The sequence below is a fragment of the Candidatus Eisenbacteria bacterium genome (genome assembly GCA_016235265.1).
Classification (GTDB): domain Bacteria; phylum Eisenbacteria; class RBG-16-71-46; order RBG-16-71-46; family JACRLI01; genus JACRLI01.
In genome coordinates this window covers 26,266-46,496 of sequence record JACRLI010000014.1, presented here as the reverse complement: position 1 = coordinate 46,496, position 20,231 = coordinate 26,266, and the positions used below count along the sequence as shown (strand labels likewise).

Below are 20,231 nucleotides of genomic sequence, written 5' to 3'. Positions count from 1 at the left end.
TTTGCTCCTCTCCCCTCACCCGATTTTCCTGACATAGCGGGTTTGCATCCTGCCTGACAACTTCGGGCGGAGTTGAGAGCGTGGCCTTCGAGCCGGATGCGGAGGGCACCAGTGTGCACCTGGTGCATTCGGGCTGGGGCGATTCGGAGGATTGGGAGCAGGCCCGCTCCTGGCACGACATCGCCTGGTCCGAGGTGCTCGAAGCCCTCAAGCGGGTGCTCGAGCAGCAGACCGAGGCGCAGCTGGCGCTGGAGGCGGCGGCCGAGGGGGACCTCGAGGAGGGCATGGACCTCGAGCTGGACCTGGGCTTTGACGACATGCGCCTGCCGCCGCCGTCCCGACCCGATCCCCGGCCGCCCGCGAGGCCCGCGGCGCCGAGGGCCGCCGCGCCCGCCGTGGCGCGCCCCGAGCCCCCCGTCGTGAAGCCGGTGGCGACCCCGAAGCCCGCGCCCGCGAAGGCCGCCGGGCCCGCCCGCAAGCCCGCATCGAAGCCGGCACCGAAGCCCGCCCGGAAGCCTGTGAAGAGGTCCGCGGCCAGCGCCGCCAGACCCGGGCCCGCCACCGGGGCGTCCCGGAAGAAGAAACCCTCCGCGAAGAAGTCTTCCCCGAAGAAGTCCGCGCCGAAGAAGAAGGCCACCGCGAAGCAGGCCGTGCCCAAGCCGAAGCATCGTGCGAAGGCCGCGCCTCGATTGACCTCAAGGAAGGGGGCTACACAGATGGCGAAGAAGAAGGCTGCCAAGAAGAAGGTCGCGAAGAAGAAGGTCGCCAAGAAGAAGGTCGCGAAGAAGGCTGCCAAGAAGAAGGTCGCCAAGAAAAAAGCCCGCAAGGCCAAGAAGTAGGCGAACCACTCTTCGGCGCGACTTCTTCTCTGAGAGCGCGGGGGCGGCCAGGCGGCCGTCCCCGCTGCTTTTCCGCGGCGCGGTCCGGCGCCGGCACCGCTCGATCCGGCCGCCGCGCGCCCCCCGACAGGCCGGCCCCCGGCGCCCTACTTCACCCGCAGCACCATGGCGGTCAGGTCGTCGCTCGGGCCGCGCGCGCCCTCGAAGGCGCGCACGTCGGCCACCAGGCTCGAGAGGATGTCGGCGGCGGAACCGCCCTTGCCGCGCCTCAGCACCGCTTCGGCCCGCTCGTCGCCGTACAGTTCCTCCCCCTCGCCCTGGGCCTCGTTGACGCCGTCGGTGTAGAGCGCCAGCACGTCGCCCGGGGCCAGCGCCACGCGGCCCTCCTCGTAGACGGCGTCCCCCATCACTCCCAGCACGAATCCGCCGGTCTCGAGGCGCTCCACGCTCCCATCGCCCCGCAGCAGGATCGGCGCCGGGTGGCCGGCATTCACGTACTCCAGCGTGAGCGAGGCGGGATCCAGCACGCCCAGGAACAGGGTCACGAACTTCCCGGTCTCCACGCTGCTCTCCAGCAGGCGGTTCACGCCGCCCACGATCTCGGCCGACGAGGCGTGCGCGGCCGCGTGCGCCTGCAGCGCGGCCTTCACGTTGCTCATCAGGAGGGCGGCGCCCACCCCCTTGCCGGACACGTCGGCCACGCAGAAGCCGATCCGGCCCTCCGCCACCTCCAGGAAGTCGAAGTAGTCGCCGCCCACCTGGAGGCTCATGGCGTTGGCGGCGGCCACGTCCAGTCGCGGCCACGCCGGAGGACCGGCGGGCAGCAGCCGGGCCTGGATGCGCCGTGCCAGCTCCAGCTCGCGGCGGAGGTGCTCGCGCTCCACCACCGCGCGCTGGCCCTCCTCCAGGCCCGCTGCCATGCGGTTGAACGCTCCCGCCAGCTCCCCCAGCTCATCCTCCGAGGGCACCGTGACCCGGGCGGTGAAGTCACCCTGCTGCACGCGGGCCGTGGCGGCTCCCAGGTTGGCCACCCCCCGGGTGATGAAGCCGGCGGTGCGTGAGCCGTACATCATCGCCACCAGCATCACGATCAGGAACAGGGCGCCCACCACCCACAGCGCGATGAGGAACGCGAAGGACACCGTGCTGGTGCCCCCGCCCTTGAGGCCGGCCGTCTCCCAGAAGTCCACCCGCGCCAGCAGCACCGCCGAACCCCGTCGCCAGGAGTGCCGGTCCCAGTTGTCGCACGGCAGGTCCGAGCCGGGAACGGGCTCCTTCGAGAGCAGCAGGCGATTGCCCAGGCCGGCGAAGCGCCCGCCCCCCACCGAGATGACTCCCAGGCTGCGGGTGAGCGAATCGGTGAGCGCGGCCGCCCGCCGGCGCTCCAGGGAGTCCGCCCAGGCGGCCGGCGGGATCGCCGCCCGCGTGCCGGGGCGCCGCTGCGCCCGCACATCCCGGCGTGAATCGCGGGCGGCGTCCACGCCCGCCTTGAATCCCTCCTGGGCGGATTGTGCGACCCCCACGCGCGTGCCGCGGTCGGAGACACTCACGCGGGTGCTGCCTGAAGTCATCGAGGGCGCGCCCCACAGGATTGGATCGCAGCGCATCTGCCGCCCGAACGCGGTGAGCCTCGCGGTGTCCACGGGTTCGTAGGTGACCAGCGCCAGCGAGTCCCCGCCGCGCGGCCACACCGCGGTTTCGGCCCAGTGGAACCCGCCGGCCCGCAGCACCAGGCCGCGCACCACCTGCCCGCTGTCGTTCACCGGCGCCGACGCGGGAGTGAACAGGGAATCGGGGCCGCCCACGGCGCCCGCCACCCACCACCCGGCGGGGCCGCGCTCCAACGCCATCGCGGACACTCCCTGCCCGCGGAACAGTGCGGCCCTGCCCCGCAGGCGGGCCGCCAGTTCCGTCCCGGATGCCGGAACCGCGCCCGCCTGCTGCGCGCGCATCCACGCCCCCGTCGCGGAATGGGCCTGCAGCTCCTCGGCGAGCGCCCGCGCCCGGAACTCCCCGGAGCGCACCCAGGCGGAGATGCCCACGAAGATCACCGCCAGCACCGCCGGGGTGATGGCGAACAACCCGAAGGCCACCACCAGCTTGGTGCGGATGGAAGAGCGCCGGATCCAGCGGCGCAGCAGCTCGGCCGCGCCGCGCACCGCGGCCAGCAACAGCCAGGCCTGCATCAGGCTGTAGAGCGCTCCCGTCACCACGCGCACCGCCCCGGCGGGAGACCCCGCGGGCGGGCGCGTCACCAGGCCGCCGTCATCCCCGGTGCTCATCACCAGCAGGCCGGGACCGGACATCTGCGTGCCCACCCCCAGCAGCGCCGGAACGGCATAGGCGGCCACGCACGTCAGCAGCAGCAGGCCCAGCGCGGCGGAGCGCCGCGCGCGCACCCAGGGGGTGAGCGAGCCGCGCGCGAAGAAGCCCAGGAGCAGACCCGTCCACGCTCCCGCGCCCGGGTTGGCGAATCCCACGAGACCGGTGAACAACATCCAGAAGGGCCGGTAGAAGCCCGCGAGGCGTCCGCCGAGGAGCTGGCCCGCGGGCCGCCGGCGCGCGCGGAAGAGCGCCCACACCGCTGCCGCGGAGAGGGCTGCCCGCAGCAGTCCCAGCAGGGGGAACGCGGGCAACGCCACGGTGAGCGCGGTGCCCGCGAGCGAGAGCAGCAGCAGCGGAGTGAGCCGCACGTCGCGGGTGCGGTCCTCCGCCGGCGGCTGGGGCTTGCCCAGCAGCAGCGTCGCGGGTTTCGGGCTCGGGCGTCGAGTCATGGTCGGTCCCCGTGGATCCGGCTTCCGTACGGGCATCAGGGGTGCGGCGCGGCGGGCGGCCGTGGCGGCGCACGGGACGAAGCCGGGATTGTACGGGGGAACGTCCTTCATGGGTACCCACCACCGACCTTCGCTGCCGGCGGCCCCCTGCCGCGCGTCGCCGGCGGCCCGGCCGGCAGCCCCGTCTTGACGCTCCCCGCACGCGCACCTACCTTGGACTCACCATGAAACCATCCCCAGCCTCATCCCCACCCCCAGCCCCCGGTCCGAAACCCGGGCCCGACGGGCGCGTTCCGCGGCCATGACCGCCCGCGAGCGCTTCGGCCTGTTGCTCACCACGGTGTCCCTGGTCCTGTGGGCGGGGGGCCTGGCCGTCCTCGGCGCACTGGTGGCCCCACGGGTGTTCCTGCACTCGGGGCTGGCGCGCGCCGACGCGGCCGCGGTGATGGCCCCCGTCTTCCTGGGCTTCGACCGGTGGGTGCAGCTGCTCATGGCGATCCTGATCGCCGGCGAGTTCCTGCGCCTGGGCGCCGGCGCCCGCCCGCGCGCATTGATCAACCTGAACGTGGCCCTGCTGGTCGTGCTGCTGGCCGCGGGGGCCGCGTCCACGCTGGGCACCAATCCGCAGATTGACCAGCTTCGCCGCGCCGGCGCGCACCGCGGGGAGGGACCCACCGGCGCGCGGCTCGAACAGATGCACGGCATGTCCGAGCGGCTCGGCCGGGCCCAGGCGATGCTGGCGCTCCTCGCGCTGGGACTGGCGTGGATTCCCTCGCGGCCGGTCCGGGCGCCCCGCGACGCCGGAAACTAGTCGGGCCCTCCCATGATCGCCGCGCTGATCCTCGCCCCGCTGCTGTGCTTCGCCGACGCCGACACCCATTTCGTGCCCGTGCGACTGCATCAGCCCGGGATCGTGCGCGGTCCGCGCGGGCGCGGCGTGGCGGTTCCGCTGTCGCCGGGGCAGGCCGCGGCGCAGGCTGGAAGCGTGGCTGCGGACTCCGCCGCCGGAAGAGCCACGCCGCGCCCGGCCGCGCGGAGCGTCACCTCCTGGAGCCTTCCCTGCCCCGGCGACACGCTCACCGTCCGCTACGAGCGGGACGCCTCGCGCGAGTCGGTGTTCCTGCGCGGGCTTGCGGCGGGCGCGGCGACGACGCGGCACGCCTCGGCCTCCGCGTTTGAATCCGTGTCCCCCGACACCGCCTGGATGGGCGCCGACATCAACGGGGACGGCCAGCCGGACGTGGTGCTGCGCCATGCGGTGCGCGAGCGGCCGCTCACCGGGCAGTGGATCGAGGCGCTGGGGCTCTCGAAGGGCCGGATTCGCTGCTGGCTCACGCGCACCCCGAGCCTCGTTCCCAAGAGTCTGTTCGCGATGCGCAAGGGGGAAGGGCCGCTGGTGTTCGCCGTGGAGCCGCACGCGGAGGGCTGGCCGGAGCAGCGCCTCGACCCTCCCGCGCGCGAGCGGCTCCTGGAGGTCCGGGATTCCATGGTTACGGATGTGAGCCGGCGACACGCCGGGTGGTTCGCGCCGCGCGAGACCGCCGCCGCGCTGCGGCTGCAGTCCCTGGAGCAGCGCGGCGAGGCGGGCACCGAGTGGGCGGATGCGCTGCTCGCCCGCACCTGGTGCCTGCTTACCATGGGCCGCGCCACGGAGGCCCGGGTGCTCTACGAGGGCCGCCTGGCCCGCGCGCGGGCGGCCGGGCCTGAGTTGCGCGACTACCTCGAGGCGAGGCGGCGGGAACTGGAGCAGGAATGGGGCGGAAACTGACGGCCGCGCCGGGACTCGCCCCGGTGGTCGCCTCCGTCCTGCTGCTGGCGTGCATGCCCGGCTGCGGCCGGGGCCCCGCGCAGCGAAGCCCCGGCGGGGAGGATTCCACGTCGGCCTTCGCGGTCAGCTTTCCCCGGGTGCACCTGTTCCCGGCCGGCGCGGAGACCCTGCGGGTGGAGATCCACTACCTGGGTGTTGCGCCGTCCCCCACCACTGCGCCCCCGGCCAACGGGGTCACCGTGACGCTGGGCCGCGGCCGCCCGCTCACGCTGCAGGGCGACCTCGACAGCCAGGAGTGGTGGTCGTGCGTGGACTCGCTCTCGGGGCGCGACCTCAACGGCGACGGCGCCGTGGAGGCGGTGCTGGCCCGCAGCAACGGCGGCGGGTGCGCCACGTGCCGCAGCGTGACCGTGGTTTCCGTCCAGCGGGGGGCGCCCCGGGTAATCTCGCCGGACGCGGAGCCCGACCTGGTGCCGGTCGAACTGCGCCGCCTGCGCAACGACGGGCGCTACCAGCTGCTGATGCTGGACAACTCCTGGGAGGAGGCGCACGGGTTTTCCGCCGCCGACTCCCCCCGGCCGTTGCGGGTGTGGGCCTGGACCGGGCGCGCCTACGCGGACTCGACGCCCGCGTTCCGGGCCTTCGTGCGCGCGCGGATGCACGCGGCACGGGAGGAGGCGTGCTCGCTGGAAGGCTCGTCCCTGGAGGGGCGCTGGCTGGGCAGGCTGGCGGAATACGTGCTCGACGCCGAGCCCATCGGCGAGGGACGCGCGGCGCTGGACACGCTGCGCGCGCATCTCGCCGCGCACCCACCGGTCACGCCGGGGCTGGCCGCGACCGCCACGGAGGTGGAGGTGGCGCTGGCCAACCGGCTGCGGCGCAGGACGCCGTAGGCGCAAGTCCCCCGGGGGCATCCCTGCGCGCGGATCGCCGCGCGCGAGCCGGCGCGCGGCATTGACTCACCGGCTGCGCCGTGGTGACATCCGCCGACATGAACCCGCCGCAGATCCAACGCTATCTTGCCCTGCTGGAGACTCCCCCGCAGCCGCCGTCCCTGCCGGCCCTGGCCGCGCTGGTGCGCGCGCAGCTCACGCACGTGCCATTCGAGAACCTCTCCAAGGTGCACCGCTGGCAGCGCACGGGGCTCACCGGCATTCCCGACCTCGGCACGTACCTGGACGGGATCGATCACCACCACTTCGGCGGCACCTGTTACGCGAACAACTACCACTTCTACTCGTTGCTCGCGGCCCTGGGCCACGACGTCCGGCTGTGCGGCGCGGACATGAGCCGTCCCGACGTTCACGTCGTGATTCTCGCGCGGGTGGACGGCCGGGAGTACCTGGTGGATTCCGGGTATGGCGCCCCGTTCCTGGAGCCCCTGCCGCGCGATCTGGACCACGATCACGTGGTGCCGATGGGGCGCGACCGCTACGTGCTCCACCCGCAGGACGCGGCAGGCCGCTCGCGCATGGAGTTGGTGCGCGACGGAGAGCCGCGACACGGCTACCTGGTCAAGCCGGAGGCGCGGGACATCCGGGAATTCGACGCCGTGGTGCTGGATTCCTTCCGCCCCGACGCCACCTTCCTCAACGCGCTGATGATGGTCCGCTGCCATCCCGGGCGCACCGTGGCCATCCGCAATCTCGAGTTGCTGGAGTCCACAGAAGGAACGGGAACGGCGCGCACGCTGAGGGACCACGAGGAACTGGTGCGCGCGATCGAAGAGCACTTCGGGATCGATGGGGGGATCGCGCGAGAGGTGCTGAAGCGGCTGGGGAAGCTCAGGGACGTGTTCGAGTAGGATTGCGCTGCGAGGAACGTGTCCGGCCGGGAGCCCGGCAGGAACCACCTGCCTGGACCTCACCCCGCCAGTCTGCCCGCCAGCGCCGCCCCCATCCCTTCCAGCCGCTGCGCCGGGCGAGCCTCCGTGCCTTCCACCACCCTTCCCTCGACTTCCATCCGCCCGCGCAGGCGGACTTCCATGTCGCGCACCACGCCGTAGGCGGCGGCGTCCGGGGAGCCGGCGGCGCGCGCGGCGCGCTGGAACTCGCGCTCGGCCAGCACGCACCAGCGCGCGGCGGAGTCGTCGATGCCGTTCAGCAGCCGCTGCAGGTCCTGCTCCCCGGCGTGGATCTCGACCGCCGCGGCGGCCTGGCCGGCGGCGGGCAGGCCGGCGTCCAGTTTCAGGATCTCCCCCACCCGGCCGCGCAGGCCCATCCGCAGCATCGGCGCGTAGGCCACGATCACGCCGTCCAGTTCGCCCCGCTCCACCCTCGCCAGGCGGTCCATGAGCGGGCCCTCGACGCGCACCACTTCCAGGTCGGCGCGGTGCGCGCGCACCGTCCACGCGCGGGCGGGGCTGTCCACGGCGATCCGCGCCCCGGACTCGAGCTCGCGGAACTCCAGGCCGCCGTGCGACACCAGGCACTCGCGCGGGTCCTCGCGCCGCGGGATCGCGGCCAGGCGCACGCCGGCCGGAGTGTCGTCGGGCAGGTCGCGGGCGGCGTGGACGAGAATCTCCACGTCGCCGCGCAGGAGCGCGGCGCGCATTTCGGCGGTGGGGCCGGTGTCGTGCTCGGGGAGTCTCTCGAAGGACTCGTCCGGGTGGGCGGGGAGATCCACGAGCTGGATCTCGAGGTCCGGGTCCAGCGTTCGGATGGCCCCGGCCAGGATGCGGCCCCGCGCTCGCGCCGCGGGACGCGGACGGGTGGCGAGGCGCAGGATCAACGGCGGCTCCTCACTTCGGCAGCGCCCACGACGCCTCGCACCGCGAGCGCACCTCCTCGAAGCGCTCGCGCGCGGGCCCGTGCCGGCCCTGGCGCAACAGTCCGGGCACCTCCGACTTCATCACTTGCTCCGCCAGCTCGTGCCGGAATTCCTCGCCCGGGATGCGCAGCGCCACTCCGGAGCGCGGCTCCGCCAGCCACTCGGCCAGCACGCCGAACTCGTGACCCAGCGCCTCGGCCACCGCCACCAGCGCCGCGTGGTCCAGCGCCGGCGTGGAGCGGTCGGCGTGCAGCGCCACCTGCAGCGGGCCGCGCTCGAACACCCGCGGCACCAGGAAGGTGGAATCCAACGGCTCGTCGGCGCGGTTCACCCACAGTCCCAGGTCGCGGGCGTCCTCGCACACGCGGTGCTGCTGCGCGGGGTCGGCGTCCATGGCGAACACGAGGGCAGCCTCCTCCAGGTCCTCCAGGCGATACTCGCGCGGCACCCAGCGCAGGCGCGCCTCCTCGCCGGCTCGCCGCAGGCGCTCCTCGGCCTGCGGCGCCACCAGCGTGACGCGCGCGCCCGCGTGCAACAGCGACTCCACCAGGTCCCCGGCGCCGTGCGCCGAGCCCACCACCACCACCCGGGCGCCCAGAAGGTCCAGGAAGACGGGGTAATAGATCGAATTCATGGTCGCGGGTGTCTCCTCTCGCGGCTCATTCTGACAGCGCCGCGGACCGGGCGCAATGAAGGGCCCCGCCGGACGCCGATACGACGGCGCCGGACGCCGGCGCCACGCCAACACAACGGCCCCGCCACGCCGGCGCGGCGCCGACGCAACCCGCGCCACGGGCCGGCCTCTCCGCTATACTCGCCCTCGCCCGCCGCCGCGTGGCGGCCCGCCACCCACCCCCGGAGAACCGGTCCATGAAGCCCACTCCCGCCACCGCTCCGGACGTCCAGCCGTTGCGGGCGGCGCGGCGCCTGGCGCAGCTCCTCCCCTTCGCCGCGGCGGTACTCACCGGACTGCTGGCCTTCCGGGTGCTCCGCGGCCTGGGCGAATCGGACGCGGCCGCGGTGCTGGCGCGCTCGCTGCCCGCCGCGGCGGCGGCGGCCCTGGCGCACCTCCCTGCCGGCCCGCTGGCGATCGCACTGGGTGCGCTGCCCCTGGCGGTGTGGCTGGCGTGCGCCTGGTGGGCCGCGCGGGTGCCCGGTGTGAGCCGGGAGCGCGCCCGCATGCTGGTGGGCTGGGCGTGGGGCGCCTCCGTGCTCGCGGGAGCGTGGGCGCTGCTGGCGGGGGTGTCCGGGCCCAAGCCCGGGCTGGCCGCGCTGGGCTACTGCATCTCCTGGCCGGCGCTGGGCTCGCTGGGCGCGGCCCTGGTGCTGCGGCGCGCGCGGGCGCTGGAGTTCGCGGCGTGGATCTCCGGGGCGGCGCTGCTGCTGCTGCTCGCGCGCGCGCTGCCGCTGGGCTGGGCGGGGCAGAACAGCTGGACCTGGTGGCCGATGTTGCCCTCGCGCCCGCCCGGGGCATTGGCCTCCGGGGCCGCGTGGGTGACGGGAGCGTGGCTGTGGATGCTGGCGCTCTCGCGGGTCGAGTCGAGGACGCCGCGCCGCTGGGCCACCGCGGGCCTGCTGCTGGTGCCGCTGATGCTCGCGCGCGGCGTGGCCCAGTTCGAACACTACGGCCCGGAGCGCGCGCCGGCGGCGCTGGCCAGCGAGATCAACACCAGTTACTTCCAGGCCGGCGCGCAGGTGGAGGACCCGGCCGCGTTCCTGCGCGGTTTCGCGGTGCTCACCGACGGCATGCCGATGCACGCCGCCACGCATCCGGCGGGCTGGCCGCTGCTCTTCCACGCGGCCACGCGGGCCGGCGCCACGCCGGCCGGGGCCACGGCCGCCGAGGCGGTGGCGCGGGCATCAGGCGCCGACCGCGAGACCGCCGACCGCCTGGCCGCCGACGTGGCCCGGCGGGCGCTGTCCCCCGCGGAATCCAACGGGCTGTGGCTGCTGGTGGGCCTGGTGGCCCTGATGCTGGCGGCCATTCCTGCAGGCGTGTACTTCGTGGCCCGCGACCATGAGTCCCCGCGGGTGGCCTTCCGCGCCGCGGGCCTGGCCGCCGTGTGCGCCGCGCCGCTGCTGTTCTTCCCCGACGTGGACGTGGCCTACCCGGCGCTGGCGCTGCTGGCCGCCGGCTCGTGGGTGCGCTCGGAGGGCGCCGCGCGCCGGGCCTGGGCGCTGTTGAGCGGCGCCTGCGTGGGGCTGCTCGCCGCGTTCTCCGCCGGCAACCTGGCGCTGCTGGTGCTGCTGGCGCTGCAGGCGGTGCTGTCGTGGAAGCGCCGCAAGGCCACCCGGCGCGGAGAACTGGCCCGCGGCCTGGCGCTGCTGGCGCCGCTCGTGGTGCTGTGGCTCGGGGCCGAGGCTGCGGGGCACCATCCCGTCACGGTTCTCCAGGCGGTGCTGGGCCACCACCGCGACACGCTGGCGCACCGCGGGTGGGCGCTGTGGGCGCTGCTCAACCCGCTGGACTTCCTGGTGTTGCTGGGGCTGCCGGCGGCGGCGTGGATGCTGCGCGCGGTGCCGTGGTGGCACCACCCGGAGGCGGCGCGCAAGATGCGCATGGACCCCGGCACGGCGGTGCTGGCAGCCGTGCTGGGCACGCTGCTGCTGCTGGATGTCTCCGGCGCCACCAAGGGCGAGGCCGGCCGGCTGTGGATGTCCTACATGCCGCTGCTGGTGGCCGGGGGCGCCTCGCTGTGGCGCGAGCGGCGGCGCTCGGAGTGGGCGTGGCTGACCGGCATGTGCCTGGCGCTGCTGGTGGCACTCAAGGGATTCTACGTGTTCGTGTGGCTGTACTCGTGACTGCGGCTTCGAGCAATGGCGCTTGTGAGCCCCCCGGGGCCCGTGCGATCCCGCGGGATCCTGTGCCTGGACCGACGAGGCGGCACCCCATCTTCCCTTTCCGGGAGACCGCATGCTGGTAGTCCGTGAAGTGTCGAAGGTCTTCGGCGAGCGCGCGGTGGTGGACCGGGTGAGCTTCGAGGTCCACTCGGGCGAGATCTTCGCCCTGCTGGGCCCCAACGGCGCCGGGAAGACCACGCTGATGCGCATGATCACCGACATCCTGAAGCCGGATGCCGGGACCATCACGCTGGACGGCGCCGCGCCGGCCGGGCGGCGCGCGGGCCTGCTGGCCTACCTGCCCGAGGAGCGCGGGCTGTACCGCAAGGTGAAGAGCCTGGACGCGCTGGCCTATTTCGGCGAGCTCAAGGGCCTGGCCCCGCGCGAGTCCCGCCGCGCCGCGCAGGCGATGCTGGAGCGCGTGGAGCTGGCCGGGTGGGCCCGCAAGCCGGTGCAGGCGCTCTCCAAGGGCATGCAGCAGAAACTGCAGCTGTGCACCGCGCTCATCGGCGAGCCGCGGCTGCTGGTGCTGGACGAGCCGTTCTCCGGGCTCGACCCGCTGAATGTGCAGCTCTTCGAGGAGCTGCTGGCCGAGCGCCGCGCCGCGGGCGCGGCGGTGCTGCTGTCCACGCACCAGATGAACAAGGTGGAGCAGTTGTGCGACCGGGCGCTGATGATTCACGAGGGGCGCACGGTGCTGCACGGGCCGGTGCGCGAGATCCGCCGGCGCTTCGCCGGCCACGCGGTGCGCGTGCGCGCCGGGGCGCTGCCGGAGCGCATCGCCGGGGTGAGCCGCACGGAAGCTTCCAATGGAGAAGTGAACCTGGTGCTGGAGCCGGGCGCGGATCCCCAGGACGTGCTGCGCTCGCTGGTGGAGGCCGACGTGCGCGTGGAGAGCTTCGCGCTGGCCTCGCTGCCGCTGGAGGACATCTTCGTGAAGGTGGTGCGCGAGGGTGCGCCCGCGGGCGGCGCCGACGGCCCGTCCGGGCACGGCGCGACGCCGCTCCCGGGCGGCACGGGGGTCGCGCCATGAAGCTGTCCTGGGCCCGCGCGCTCACCGTGGCGCGGCGCGAGTTCCGGGTCACGGTCTCGCGCAAGAGCTTCATCCTGTCCATCGTGGGCGTGCCGCTGTACTTCGCATTCGTGTTCTGGGCCTCGGCGATGGCGCCGCTTGGCGCTCGCGGCCGGGCGGCGGAGAACTTCCGCTCGCTGGGAGTGGTGGATTCCTCGGGGCAATTCCCGGGCGCGTCCCGGGAGATCCGGATGTCGGTGGCCGCAAACCCGTTCGCGGGAGACAGGGCCCGCCGCGCGCACCGCGCCGAGGTGCGCTTCTACCCCGACCTCACCGCGGCGCAATCCGCGCTGCGCGAGAACGAGGTGAGCGAGGTGCTGGTGGTGCCGGCGGACTACCTGGAGCGCGGCCGGGTGCGTCTCTACGGCCACTCCGACGGCTTCGGCGCGTCCGCCAGCGAGCGCGCGGTGCGCGCCTGGCTGGCCCGCGGGCTGCTGGAGGGCCGCGTGGACTCGCTCCGCGCGGAACGCGCGCTCAAGCCGGCGGCGGAGATCGCCAGCTACGCGCGGAACCGCCAGGGCCGCTTCGAGCTGCGCGACGACCGGCGCCGGATCGCCGACCTGGTGATCCCCATCGGGCTGGGGATGCTGCTGGCCATCTGCATCATGTCCGGCGGCCAGTACCTGCTGCAGGGCCTGGCGGAGGAGAAGGAGTCGCGCATCCTCGAGTCCATGCTGTGCTCGGTGAGCCCGGAGGAACTCCTGGCGGGCAAGCTGATCGGCCTGGGCGGCGCCGGCCTGACGCTGGTGGCCGCGTGGATGGGCATGGCCGGCGTGGGCGCCGGCGCGGCCGCCGCGGTGCTGCCGCTGCACTTCTCCGCGGGCATGTTGCTGGCGGCCGTGGCGTACTTCGTGCTCGGCTACCTGATGTTCGCCAGCATGATGGCCGGAGTGGGCGCGGTGGCCGGCAGCGCCCGCGAGGCGCAGCAGATCTCGGTGATGTTCGTGGTCTCCATGATGTTCCCGTTCTTCGTGCTGACCACGCTCCTCGAGAGCCCGGACTCGGCGCTGGCGGTGGGGCTTTCCCTGTTCCCCACCAGCGCCCCGCTGGCTATGATGCTCCGGATGGCCTCTCCCGTTTCGTCCGTTCCCGCATGGCAGGTGGGCCTCTCGCTGGCCCTACTGGCCCTGGGCGCCTGGCTGGCGCTGCGGGTGTCGGCGCGGATCTTCCGGATCGGGATGCTGGCCTACGGCAAGACCCCGAACCTGGCGGAGGTGATCCGCTGGGCGCGCACGCGTTGAGGTGAGGTGACGCGCCGGCGCGACGCCCGGGCCGGCCTGGAGGCCGGCCCGGGCGCGACGGCGCCCTGGAGGAACGATGGATTTCCCGGCGGAGCCCTTCCGCATCAAGATGATCGAGCGCGTGAAGCGCACCACGCGCGAGGAACGCGAGCGCCTGATCCGCGAGGCGGGGTACAACATCTTCGCCATCCCGGCCGATTCCATCTACGTGGACCTGCTCACCGACAGCGGCACCTCGGCCATGAGCGACCAGCAGTGGGCGGGGCTGATGCTGGGCGACGAGTCCTACGCGGGCAGCCGCAACTTCTACCGCTTCGAGCAGGCCGTCCGGGACCTCACCGGATACAAGCACGTGATCCCCACGCACCAGGGGCGCATGGCGGAGCACCTGCTGTTCGCCTCGGTGCTCTCCCCCGGCCTGAGCGTGCCCAACAACATCCACTTCGACACCACCCGCGCCAACGTGCAGCAGCGCGGCGCCGAGGCCGTGGACCTGGTGGGCGCCGACGGGCTGAACCCCACGCTGGAGAAGCCCTTCAAGGGCAACATGGACCTGGACCGGCTGGACCAGTACCTGGCCGCCAACCGCGCCCGCGTGCCGCTGGTGATGATCACCGTCACCAACAACTCCGGCGGCGGCCAGCCGGTGTCCATGGAGAACATCCGCGGCGCCCGCGAGATCACGAAGCGGCACGGCGTGCCGCTGTTCTTCGACGCCTGCCGCTTCGCCGAGAACAGCTGGTTCATCCGCGAGCGGGAGGCCGGCTACGCCGGCACCAGCGTGCGGGACATCGCGAAGGAGATGTTCTCGCTCGGCGACGGCTGCACCATGAGCGCCAAGAAGGACGCGCTGGTGAACATCGGCGGCTTCCTGGCCCTGAACAACGACGAATGGACGGAGAAGATCACCAACCACCTGATCCTGGTGGAGGGTTTCCCGACGTACGGCGGCCTGGCGGGCCGCGACCTGGAGGCCATCGCGCGCGGGCTGGAGGAGGTGACCGACGAGGACTACCTGGCGTTCCGCATCGGCCAGGTGCGCTTCCTCGGAGAACTGCTCACGCAGGCGGGCGTGCCCATCGTGCGCCCCACCGGCGGGCACGCGGTGTACATCGACGCCAAGGTGTTCCTGCCGCACGTGCCGCAGAGCGAGTTCCCGGGCCAGTCGCTGGTCGTGGAGTTGTACCGCCAGCACGGCGTGCGCGCCGTGGAGGTGGGCAGCCTGATGTTCGCCGAGAAGGACCCCCGGACCGGCGTGGTGAAGTACCCGGCCCTGGAGCTGGTGCGGCTGGCGATCCCGCGGCGGGTCTACACCACCATGCACATGAAGTACGTGGCGGACGCGGTCATCGACCTGTTCACCCGGCGCGAGGAACTGGCCGGGCTGCGCATCGTGCACGAAGCGCCGGTGCTGCGGCACTTCACCGCGCGGCTCGAGCCCATCGTGCCGGCGCTGCGGTAACCCGGGCAGGATTGCCTGGCCTTTCCGGGGGCGCCCGCAAGTCACCGGCGCGACCCCCACGACGTCCGACCCGGCCGCGGGAAGGGAAACCGGATGGCTTCGCGCGAGATCGAACTGTTGCTGGAGAACCTGGACCGCGCCTACGAGCGCGTGTCGTGGCACGGGCCCAACCTGCGCGGCTCGCTGCGCGGGCTCACGCCCGGGGCGGCCGCGTGGCGTCCCGCGCCCGGCCGGCACAACGCCTGGGAGATCCTGGTGCACTGCGCCTACTGGAAGTACGTCGTGCGCCGCCGGATCCTGGGCGAGAAGCGCGGCTCCTTCCCGCTGAAGGGCTCGAACTGGTTCGCGCGTCCCGCTTCGCCGCGCGAAGCCACCGCGGCGGCGCTGAGAGCGGACCTCGAGCTGCTCGAAGCCGCGCACCGCTCCCTGCGCGCGGCCATCGCGGAGTTCCCCGCCCGCGATCTCCCGAAGCCGGTGAGGGGCAGCCGTGGGGTGACCCACACCATGCGCATCGCGGGCATCGCCGCCCACGACCTCTACCACGCCGGACAGATCCAGCTGCTCAAGCGCCTTCGGAAACGCTGACCGGCCGCGTCGGCATCGCCCCCAACCCTGGCCGCCGCACCGAGGAGGAATCATGCGTTCCCCGCTCCCACTCCTGCTGCCCGCCACCGGCCTGGCCCTCGTCATCCTGGGCGCCCCGGCCGGCGCCGCGATCCGCAAGGGCGCCGCGGTGGAGGTCTCCCACACGGCGACCATCCACGCCGCCCCATCCCGCGTATGGGCCCGGCTGTGCAGTGCCGAGGGCCTGGGAGCCCTGGGCGGGCTGGTGCCCCGGACCGGCTCGGCGCCGATGGCCCGCGTCGGCGACCACCTGTCGGGCGTGCTCGCCCACTGGAACGACCCCGGCACGCTGGTGTGCACGTGCTTCAAGGCCGGCCGCGAACTGCGCGCCTCGTGGGAGCCCGACAACGGATCCTACCTGTGCCGGGTGCGCGTGGTGGTGGAGGCCGCGGGAACCGGCTCGCGCGTGACGCTCACCGACACCTACACCGACGACCAGGCCGCCACCGTGGACAAGACCGCCCGGGAGAGCGACGCCGAGATGGCCTCGCGGCTGGCCAGCTTCAAGGCCATGGCCGAGAAGCCCTGAAGCTCCGAGACGATTCACCCACCGGGGGGGCCCCGGAAGCACGCAGGCCGCCGCGCGGGCACCCCGGTCCCTTGCACCATCCCGACACCCAACGAACCATGGAGGAAACCGACCATGAACCGATTCACCCGTGCCAGCCTGGCCTGCTTCGGGGCCGCCCTCGTGGCCGCGGCGCTGTCCGCCGCGACCGTCCGCGCCGAGGAGCCCGCCAAGCCGGGCGCCGCGCCGGATGCGGCCGCCATGGCCTTCCCGAAGCCGACCCCCGAGCACGCCCTGCTGAAGGCGGAGTTGGGCACCTGGGACGCCGACATCGAGATGGCCATGGCCCCCGGCCAGCCGGCGGAGCACAGCAAGGGAGTGCGCACCTGCACCATGCGCGGCGAGCTGTGGTTGGTGGAGGACATGGCCAGCACCATGATGGGGCTGCCCTTCCAGGGCCTCGGCGTGACCGGCTACGACACCGCGAAGGGCAGGTTCGTGTGCGTCTGGGTGGACGCCATGGGCACCTACGTGACCAACATGGAGGGCAGCTACGACAAGGCCTCCGCCGCGCTCACCTTCTGGGCGGAATCCCCCGGTCCCGACGGCAAGATGATGAAGTGGCGCAGCGTGACGCAGAGCCCGGACGCGAACACGCGCGTGTGGACCGCGTACATGCCCACCCCGGACGGCAAGGAGTTCCCGGGGATGAAGATCACCTACAAGCGCCGCAAGGCCTGATCCGCGGGCGGGTGCGCGGTGGGGCGACGACGCCCCGCCGTGCACCCGAAAGCGGGACCGCACCCCCCGTGGTCTCTCCGAGGACTCTCCGAGAATCCCCCGAGCATCCTCCGAGGATCTTCCGAAAATCCGCTTGCGCTCCGTTCACCCCGGGAGCAATCTCTTCGCCATGCTGACGAAAGCGTTGCGGGCCGCCGCACCCCCGCTGCTCGTCCTGGCGACACTCCTCGGCGCCGCCACCGCCCATGCGGCCGCGTTCGCCCTGTTCGAGCAGGGAGCGGCGGCCATCGGGCGCGGCGGCGCGTTCGCCGCGGGAGTGGACGACCCCAGCGCGCTGTTCTACAACCCCGCCGCGCTGGCCGGGCTCGACGGCACTCAACTCCTGCTCAGCCCCAGCCTGATCCTGTTCGACGACTCCTTCTCCGGCGTGGACCCCTACCCGGGCTACGGCGTGGAAGAGAGCACCGCCCAGAAGGCCTTCCCGCTGCCCTCGTTCTATTTGAGCCGCGGAATCACGAGAGGGGTGACCGCCGCGGTGGGCCTGACCGTGCCGTTCGGGCTGCAGACCGACTGGACCAACAGCCGCACGTTCAGCGGGCGCTTCGTCGCGTGGAACTCGCGCATCGAGCAGATTGACGCCTCCGCCGGGCTGGCCGCGGAAGTGGCGCCCCGGTTCCGCCTGGGCGCCTCGCTCAACATGACCTGGTCGAAGATCCTGCTGGAACGGGCGGTGGCCGCGCCCCTGCCGGGCACCGACGTCGCGCCCGAGGTGGGCAAGGTGGGCCTGGAGAGCGGGCGGGAGACGGCGCTGGGCGGCACGTTCGGCGCGCAGTGGGTGCCCAGCGACCGGGTCAGCCTGGGCGGCACACTGCGCACCGGCACCTCGAACGAGTTCGTCACCCCCGCGCGGTTCACCTACTACCCGTTCACCACCGGCAACCACGCCGCGGACTCCACCATCGCCGCCACGCTGCCGCATGACCAGGACGCCACCGTGAAGGTTCGCTTCCCGCTGATGCTGCTGGCCGGCCTGCAGGTGAAGCTCACGCCGGAGCTGGCGGCGGAGCTGGACGTGAACTGGACCCGCTGGAGCGCCTTCGACACCATCACCCTGGCGCTCTCCCGCAACCCGGAGCGCAGCGTGGTGGCGCCGCAGGCCTTCCACAACGCCGCCGCGGTGCGCCTGGGGCTGGAGTACCGGTTGGACGAGTACATCCTGCGCGCGGGGGCCTACTACGACGCCACGCCGCAGCCCGAGTGGGCCATGAGCCCGCTGATCTCGGATACCGACCGTATCGGCCTGACCGCCGGCGCCGGATTCCGCGCCGACAGCGGCCTCTCCGCCGACATCTACGCACTGCTGGTGATGTTCCGGAACCGCTCCACGGAGTTCGGCAACCTGAACCACTTCGACGGCACGTACAAGCCGCGCGCCTTCATCTTTGGCGCCTCGCTGGGGAAGAAGTGGTGAGGCCGGCCCGCACCCTGGCCGCCGCGGCCCTGCTGCTGGCCGCGGCCGCATGCTTCCCGGGCTGCTCGCGCGTGAGCCACCCGGTGGCCCCGTGCGGCTGCCCCGGCACCGCCAACTTCGCGGGCTACGTGGCGGTGGGCAACAGTCTCACCGCCGGCTACCAGTCCGGAGGGCTGGTGGACGCCCACCAGGACGCGGCCTACCCGGTGCTGCTGGCGCGCCAGTTCGGGCTGACCCGCTTCCCGCACCCGCGCGTCTCGGCCCCGGGCTTCCCGGCACTGCTGTTCATGGACTGGGACCATCCGGCGGGCGGGCTGCCCTTCAGCGTGCACCCGCATGCGGGCCTGGGCACGCTGGAGAACCCGGAGGAGGCGCCCTACAGCAACCTGGGCGTTCCGGGTGCCCGGGTGGCGCACTTCTTCGTCAACGACACCACCCCCATGTTCCCGCTGCTGCTGGGCGGGCGCGGCACCATGTGGGAGCAGCTCAAGGCGAGCCGGCCGGGATTTGTGACCTTCTGGCTGGGCAACAACGACGCGCTGGAAGCGCTGCTCCAGGGCACGCCGGCGGCGCTGACCCCGCTGGACCAGTTCCGCGCTTCCTACACCGCCGCGGTGGACTCGATTCTCTCCACCGGAGCGAAGCTGGCGGTGGGCAACATCCCCGACATCCTGGACACGCCCTACGCCACCACCGTGCCGCCGTACGCGTTCGACGCGGTGTCCGGCCGGCCGATCCTGGTCTTCGGGCAGCGCATCCCATTCATCGGCCAGCGCGACGGCGGCGCCCCGGGTCCCCTGGACCCGCGCTCCCTGGTCACGCTCGAGGCGCTGCAGTACCTGCTCCGCGGCGACGGCATCCCCACGTTCGCCGGAGGCACGGGCAAGCCGCTTCCCGACCACACCGTGCTCACGCCGCTGGAAGTGGACGCCATCCTGACCCGCACGCGCATGTTCAACCAGGCCATCAACGAGGTCTGCGGCGTGCGCCACATCCCGATCATGGACGCCAACGCGCTGTACCGCCGCATCCGGGTGGAGGGCTACTCGCTGGGCGGGGTCACGTACACGTCGCAGTACGTGCAGGGCGGGATCATGAGCCTGGACGGGGTCCACCCGGGCGACCTGGGGCAGGCAATCATCGCCAACGAGTTCGTCGCCGTGATCAACACCGCGTACGGCTCGGCGCTGCGGCCGGTGAATCTCGCGCCGTTCCTGCATGCGGCGCCGCAGGTGAACGCCACGGCGGGCTCCCCGCTCGCGGGACTGGCCCACGCCACGCAGGGCATCGACTGGGGGCGGGTGCGGCGGTACGGGTTCTAGGCCGCGCGCGGCGTCTCCCTGCCGGACCCCGGCCCTTCCGGCCCCACGATCCCGCCCCGGCCGGTCGACCCCTCCCCGGCCGCTCAGTCCCTCCCCGGGAACTTCAGCGGCACGAACTTCACGGCCGTGAGGTGCACGCGGCCGTAGCCGTCCCCGGTGCGCATCACCTTGACCAGCACCTGGTCGTTCACATCGCCCAGGGGGGCCACCAGGCGGCCGCCGTCGCGCATCTGGCGCAGCAGCGCGGGCGGTACGTCCGGTGCCGCGGCGGCCACCGCCACGGCGTCGAACGGGGCATGCTCGCCCCACCCCAGCGTGCCGTCCCCCGCGCGTACCTCGATGTCCTTGCAGCCCAGCCGCGCGAGCCGCGCCTGCGAGGTGGCCGCCAGTTCCGGGTCAAGCTCCACCGCCCACACCACGCAGCCCATCCTCGCCAGCACCGCGGCCTGGTAACCGGTGCCGGAGCCCACGTCCAGCACGTGCGCGCCGGCTCTCAACTCGAGCGCCTGGCAGGTGAGGGCCACGATGTAGGGCTGGGAGAGGGTCTCGTCCTCGCCCACCGGCAGGGCGCGGTCCTGGTAGGCGGCGTAGCGCAGGGGCGGCGGCAGGAATTCGTGGCGGGGCACCTCGCCCATGGCGTCCAGCACCCGCTCGTCGCGGATGTCGCGGGAGCGCAGCTGGGTCCGGACCATCTCGCGCCGCAGGCGCTCGAAGGAGCCGGGGATCTCCGGTCCGCCCACGTGGGGCCGGCGCCAGCCGAAGGGGTTGAAGGGAGTCACGGGTTGATTATACCACCCGG

The 20,231-nt window shown here is 73.2% G+C and carries 18 protein-coding genes; 14 read left to right on the top strand and 4 right to left on the bottom strand.

From position 1 onward, the window contains the following. Positions 1-80 precede the first annotated feature (80 nt). Entirely contained in the window at positions 81-839 is a 759-nt protein-coding gene (locus HZB25_06755; protein ID MBI5836924.1) for an SRPBCC domain-containing protein, read from the top strand. Between the two features lie 146 nt (positions 840-985). Here HZB25_06755 and HZB25_06750 read toward each other — a convergent pair whose 3' ends face one another. Beyond that, positions 986-3,613 carry a SpoIIE family protein phosphatase gene (locus HZB25_06750; GenBank protein MBI5836923.1) on the bottom strand — a complete coding sequence of 876 codons (2,628 nt, stop codon included), beginning with the start codon at positions 3,611-3,613 and terminating at the stop codon, positions 986-988. 301 nt (positions 3,614-3,914) lie between these two features. Here HZB25_06750 and HZB25_06745 point away from each other — a divergent pair, with 301 nt between their 5' ends. The 4 genes from HZB25_06745 (at position 3,915) to HZB25_06730 (ending at position 7,185) form a co-directional block, all read left to right on the top strand. Further along, positions 3,915-4,424 carry a DUF4149 domain-containing protein gene (locus tag HZB25_06745; protein MBI5836922.1) on the top strand — a complete coding sequence of 170 codons (510 nt, stop codon included), beginning with the start codon at positions 3,915-3,917 and terminating at the stop codon, positions 4,422-4,424. Between the two features lie 12 nt (positions 4,425-4,436). After that, entirely contained in the window at positions 4,437-5,381 is a 945-nt protein-coding gene (locus HZB25_06740; GenBank protein ID MBI5836921.1) for a hypothetical protein, read from the top strand. After that, entirely contained in the window at positions 5,366-6,274 is a 909-nt protein-coding gene (locus tag HZB25_06735; protein ID MBI5836920.1) for a hypothetical protein, read from the top strand. Before HZB25_06740 ends, HZB25_06735 begins: the two co-directional genes overlap by 16 nt. A gap of 98 nt (positions 6,275-6,372) precedes the next feature. Next, complete coding sequence (locus HZB25_06730; protein ID MBI5836919.1) at positions 6,373-7,185, top strand: arylamine N-acetyltransferase; 813 nt, start codon at positions 6,373-6,375, stop codon at positions 7,183-7,185. A gap of 59 nt (positions 7,186-7,244) precedes the next feature. Here the strand turns inward: HZB25_06730 and HZB25_06725 are convergent, their stop codons facing one another. Both HZB25_06725 and HZB25_06720 read right to left on the bottom strand, forming a co-directional pair. Beyond that, positions 7,245-8,111: a hydroxymethylbilane synthase gene (locus tag HZB25_06725; GenBank protein ID MBI5836918.1), complete on the bottom strand. Its 867-nt coding sequence runs from the start codon at positions 8,109-8,111 to the stop codon at positions 7,245-7,247. A gap of 10 nt (positions 8,112-8,121) precedes the next feature. Continuing rightward, positions 8,122-8,784: a hypothetical protein gene (locus HZB25_06720; GenBank protein MBI5836917.1), complete on the bottom strand. Its 663-nt coding sequence runs from the start codon at positions 8,782-8,784 to the stop codon at positions 8,122-8,124. A 236-nt stretch (positions 8,785-9,020) separates the two neighbouring features. Here HZB25_06720 and HZB25_06715 point away from each other — a divergent pair, with 236 nt between their 5' ends. From HZB25_06715 to HZB25_06675, 9 genes are all read left to right on the top strand, one after another. Continuing rightward, a complete protein-coding gene (locus tag HZB25_06715; protein MBI5836916.1) occupies positions 9,021-10,952 on the top strand; it encodes a hypothetical protein in 1,932 nt (643 codons plus the stop codon). A gap of 112 nt (positions 10,953-11,064) precedes the next feature. After that, a complete protein-coding gene (locus HZB25_06710) occupies positions 11,065-12,024 on the top strand; it encodes an ATP-binding cassette domain-containing protein (protein ID MBI5836915.1) in 960 nt (319 codons plus the stop codon). Further along, positions 12,021-13,304, top strand: a complete 1,284-nt coding sequence (locus tag HZB25_06705) for an ABC transporter permease (protein ID MBI5836914.1) — start codon at positions 12,021-12,023, stop codon at positions 13,302-13,304. The genes HZB25_06710 and HZB25_06705 overlap by 4 nt, the downstream gene beginning before the upstream one ends. A 76-nt stretch (positions 13,305-13,380) precedes the next feature. Next, the gene (locus HZB25_06700; protein MBI5836913.1) at positions 13,381-14,766 is read left to right on the top strand and encodes a tryptophanase; all 1,386 of its coding nucleotides are present in this window, start codon (positions 13,381-13,383) and stop codon (positions 14,764-14,766) included. Between the two features lie 93 nt (positions 14,767-14,859). After that, complete coding sequence (locus HZB25_06695) at positions 14,860-15,351, top strand: DinB family protein (protein ID MBI5836912.1); 492 nt, start codon at positions 14,860-14,862, stop codon at positions 15,349-15,351. Between the two features lie 52 nt (positions 15,352-15,403). Next, positions 15,404-15,919 (top strand): hypothetical protein, encoded by a 516-nt coding sequence (locus HZB25_06690; GenBank protein ID MBI5836911.1) that lies wholly within the window; start codon positions 15,404-15,406, stop codon positions 15,917-15,919. Between the two features lie 114 nt (positions 15,920-16,033). After that, positions 16,034-16,639, top strand: coding sequence for a DUF1579 domain-containing protein (locus HZB25_06685; GenBank protein ID MBI5836910.1), 606 nt, complete (start codon positions 16,034-16,036; stop codon positions 16,637-16,639). A gap of 169 nt (positions 16,640-16,808) precedes the next feature. Further along, positions 16,809-18,110: an outer membrane protein transport protein gene (locus HZB25_06680; GenBank protein MBI5836909.1), complete on the top strand. Its 1,302-nt coding sequence runs from the start codon at positions 16,809-16,811 to the stop codon at positions 18,108-18,110. Continuing rightward, entirely contained in the window at positions 18,107-19,432 is a 1,326-nt protein-coding gene (locus tag HZB25_06675) for a hypothetical protein (protein ID MBI5836908.1), read from the top strand. The genes HZB25_06680 and HZB25_06675 overlap by 4 nt, the downstream gene beginning before the upstream one ends. Before the next feature lie 83 nt (positions 19,433-19,515). Here HZB25_06675 and pcm read toward each other — a convergent pair whose 3' ends face one another. After that, complete coding sequence (gene pcm, locus HZB25_06670) at positions 19,516-20,124, bottom strand: protein-L-isoaspartate O-methyltransferase (protein ID MBI5836907.1); 609 nt, start codon at positions 20,122-20,124, stop codon at positions 19,516-19,518. Positions 20,125-20,231: the final 107 nt, after the last annotated feature.

Coding starts and splice junctions, on each gene's coding strand:
- HZB25_06750 (MBI5836923.1), bottom strand. CDS start 3,613: ATGACTCGACGCCCGAGCCCGAAACCCGCGACGCTGCTGCTGGGCAAG.
- HZB25_06745 (MBI5836922.1), top strand. CDS start 3,915: ATGACCGCCCGCGAGCGCTTCGGCCTGTTGCTCACCACGGTGTCCCTG.
- HZB25_06740 (MBI5836921.1), top strand. CDS start 4,437: ATGATCGCCGCGCTGATCCTCGCCCCGCTGCTGTGCTTCGCCGACGCC.
- HZB25_06735 (MBI5836920.1), top strand. CDS start 5,366: ATGGGGCGGAAACTGACGGCCGCGCCGGGACTCGCCCCGGTGGTCGCC.
- HZB25_06730 (MBI5836919.1), top strand. CDS start 6,373: ATGAACCCGCCGCAGATCCAACGCTATCTTGCCCTGCTGGAGACTCCC.
- HZB25_06720 (MBI5836917.1), bottom strand. CDS start 8,784: ATGAATTCGATCTATTACCCCGTCTTCCTGGACCTTCTGGGCGCCCGG.
- HZB25_06715 (MBI5836916.1), top strand. CDS start 9,021: ATGAAGCCCACTCCCGCCACCGCTCCGGACGTCCAGCCGTTGCGGGCG.
- HZB25_06710 (MBI5836915.1), top strand. CDS start 11,065: ATGCTGGTAGTCCGTGAAGTGTCGAAGGTCTTCGGCGAGCGCGCGGTG.
- HZB25_06705 (MBI5836914.1), top strand. CDS start 12,021: ATGAAGCTGTCCTGGGCCCGCGCGCTCACCGTGGCGCGGCGCGAGTTC.
- HZB25_06700 (MBI5836913.1), top strand. CDS start 13,381: ATGGATTTCCCGGCGGAGCCCTTCCGCATCAAGATGATCGAGCGCGTG.
- HZB25_06695 (MBI5836912.1), top strand. CDS start 14,860: ATGGCTTCGCGCGAGATCGAACTGTTGCTGGAGAACCTGGACCGCGCC.
- HZB25_06690 (MBI5836911.1), top strand. CDS start 15,404: ATGCGTTCCCCGCTCCCACTCCTGCTGCCCGCCACCGGCCTGGCCCTC.
- HZB25_06685 (MBI5836910.1), top strand. CDS start 16,034: ATGAACCGATTCACCCGTGCCAGCCTGGCCTGCTTCGGGGCCGCCCTC.
- HZB25_06680 (MBI5836909.1), top strand. CDS start 16,809: ATGCTGACGAAAGCGTTGCGGGCCGCCGCACCCCCGCTGCTCGTCCTG.
- pcm (MBI5836907.1), bottom strand. CDS start 20,124: ATGGTCCGGACCCAGCTGCGCTCCCGCGACATCCGCGACGAGCGGGTG.